Below are 2425 nucleotides of genomic sequence, written 5' to 3'. Positions count from 1 at the left end.
GCACCACCTGCGCCTCGAACAACCGCTCCGCCGTCACCTGCGGAACACCCGCACCCGTGTCGTTCCACTCCACCAGCACCCGACGCCGCTCGGCCTCGTCCAGCACCTCCACCGACGCCAACCGCGCCTGCGGGTCCTCGACCAGCGCGGCCACCAGGTGGCCGAGCGCCGTGTGCAGCAGGTCGCACACCCGGCCCGGGTCCGTCCGGACCGCCTGGACGCTGACGGTGAATCCGCTCCCTCGATCGTCGACGGCCACACTCAGCGGATAGTTGGTGTGGTCCTGCGAGGTCAGCAGCGTCACGCCGTCGAGCCCGCTGCCGGTCTCCTCCAGCGCGGCACGGTCGTACCGATAGTTGAAGATGGCGGTGAACAGCGGACTCGAACCCGGCACGCCGCTCGCCCGCTGGGCGAGCGACAGCGGCGCGTGCTCGTGCACCAGCAGTTCGGCCAGCTGGCTCCGCACTCCCGAGAGCGCCTCGCCCACACCCACCGCACCGGTCCGCACCCGGACCGGCAGGGTGTTGAGGAACAGACCCGGCACCCGGTCGGCCCCGGCACCGGAGTTCATCCGACCGAACAGCACCGTCCCGAACACCACGTCCTCGCGCCCGCTCACCGCCGCCAGCACCCGAGCCCAGGCGAGGTGGAACACCGTGGCCGCACTCACCCCGTGCCGGCGGGCCGCCTCCCGCACCCGGACGGCCAGGTCGGCGTCCACGTCCAGCTGCGCCGTCTCCACACCGGTGCCGTCGCTGTGCACGTCGAGCAGCCCGAACGGGGCGGTGGGTTCGGTGACGTCGCCGAGGAGGTCGGCGAAGTAGCGCTCGTGCTCCTCGTCCGCCACCCCGAGCCGGGCCTGGGCCACGAAGTCGCGGAACGGCAGCGGCGCGGGAAGCGAGTCGCCGCGCCCGGACAGGATCGCCCGCAGCTCCCCGAGCAGGACCTCCATCGTCGTGTGGTCCTGCACCAGGTGGTGGATCCTCAGCAGCGCCAGCCAGCGTCCGGTGCCCGGCTCGGCGGCGCGGTACACCTCGATCAGCGGAGCACGGCCCAGGTCCATCGACCCGCCACCGGCCGCCGACAACTGCTCGACCGCGGCAGGACCCCCGGGGTCCAAGGTCACGTCCTGGACCGGCAGCACCGCCTTCCGCTGCACCACCTGGACGGGCTCGCGCAGCCCCTCCCAGACGATGGCGGTGCGATAGATGTCGTGCCGGTCCACGACCTGCTGAAGGGCGTCGAGGAACGCGTCCAGCCGCTGCCGGGAGTCGAACCCGAGGACGAAGGGCATCGCGTAGACGTCCGCAGCCTCGCCCCGTTCACTCATCAGGTGGTGGAAGAAGATCCCCTCCTGGAGCGGCGCGAGCGGGTAGACGTCGGCGACGTTCGCCGCACCCCCCGGAACACGCGCCACGAGGCGCGCGATCTCGGCGGCGTCCAGCTCAACCATGGACAGCATGTCCGGGGTGACCTCGGTCGCGTCGGCCGGGATCCGGTTCGCCGGCACCCGCACCGGCTCGGCGCCGGAGGCGGCGGCCAGCGCGGCCGGCGTCGCCGACCCGAACAACGCCCGCACCGACACCGACACCCCGCGCGCCCGCAGGTGCTCGACCAGCGACACCGCGAGGAGGGAGTGGCCGCCGAGGGCGAAGAAGTCGTCCTCGACGCCGACGGCCTCCACGCCCAGGACCTCGGCGAACGCCTGGCAGAGGAGCTCCTCCTGGGCGTTCGCCGGCGCCCGGCCCGGCGTTCCGCCGGTGTACTCGGGGGCGGGCAGGGCCTTGCGGTCCAGCTTCCCGTTCACCGTCAGCGGCAGCGCGTCGAGGACGACGACGGCGGACGGGACCATGTGCGACGGCAGACGCGAGGAGACGAACTCGCGGACCTGGTCCTGGAGTTCCGTCGATCCCAGTCCGTTCGTGACGACGTAGGCGACCAGGCGCTTGTCACCCGGGACGTCCTCGCGGGCCACGACCGCGGCGTGGACCACGTCCGGGTGCTCCGCCACGACCGCGGCGATCTCGCCCGGCTCGATCCGGAACCCACGGATCTTCACCTGCTCATCCGCACGCCCCGCAAACACCAACCGCCCCTCGGCCGTCCAGCGGGCCACATCCCCCGTCCGGTACATCCGCTCACCCGAAACCGAGAACGGGCAGGCCACGAAACGCTCCGACGTCAGACCGGCCCGCCCCAGGTAGCCACGCGCCAACTGCCCGCCCGCGACATACACCTCACCCGCCACCCCCACCGGCACCGGCCGCAGACCCCCGTCCAGGACGAACACCCGCAACCCCGGCAACCCACGACCCACCACACTGCCCGAGGTCGTGGGGTCCAGCTCCTGGAAGGTGACGTGCACGGTCGTCTCGGTGATCCCGTACATGTTCACCAACCGCGGGCCCGACCTGCCGTACCGGGC

1 protein-coding gene and 1 pseudogene are annotated in these 2425 nt (G+C 72.5%); both read right to left on the bottom strand.

The window, feature by feature from the left end; translation table 11 throughout:
* The coding region (locus ACFC1F_RS43150; RefSeq protein ID WP_376167276.1) for a condensation domain-containing protein at positions 1 to 2059 on the bottom strand (2059 nt) is incomplete at its 3' end.
* A 150-nt stretch (positions 2060 to 2209) separates the two neighbouring features.
* Positions 2210 to 2395 (bottom strand): annotated as a pseudogene (locus ACFC1F_RS43145) (AMP-binding protein); the annotation flags it as partial.
* Positions 2396 to 2425: the final 30 nt, after the last annotated feature.

It is taken from the genome of Kitasatospora sp. NPDC056181 (assembly GCF_042266225.1).
In the GTDB taxonomy this organism is placed as follows: Bacteria; Actinomycetota; Actinomycetes; order Streptomycetales; family Streptomycetaceae; genus Kitasatospora.
Note: the sequence above shows the minus strand (reverse complement) of the source record. Positions and strands in the feature narration are given on the sequence as shown.